Raw genomic sequence first — 331 nt, forward strand, 5'->3', positions numbered from 1 at the left:
TGGCGCTGCGACGACCGCTGGCACACCACGTACTGGGTCGGCCGCTGGCCGCACCTGGGCGCGGGGGCGGCGGCCTCGGCGCAGGTGGTGGCGGCCCTGACGTCGACGCGGGCCCCCGTCAGCACGTTCAGCCTGACGGTGTCACGCGGCGCGGGCGGCACGTCCGCCGTCACCGGACATGTCCGGCTCACCGCCCGCGGCCACGACGAACTAATGGCCCTGCGACGCCAGTTGGAGCACGCCGCCCGAGCGGTACGGGTCGGTCTGGTGCGGCTGGACCGCGAGCAGCTGCCCGGTGTGCTGGCCACCCTGCCCCTCGGAGGTACCCGTT

Annotated in this window: 1 pseudogene; it reads left to right on the forward strand. The window is 75.2% G+C overall.

Annotation, left to right across the window (positions count from 1 at the left end):
• Positions 1-331: pseudogene (locus G3I41_RS08185) on the forward strand (type VII secretion protein EccE); the annotation flags it as partial.

This window comes from Streptomyces sp. SID9727, from assembly GCF_010550605.1.
Lineage (GTDB): Bacteria > Actinomycetota > Actinomycetes > Streptomycetales > Streptomycetaceae > Streptomyces.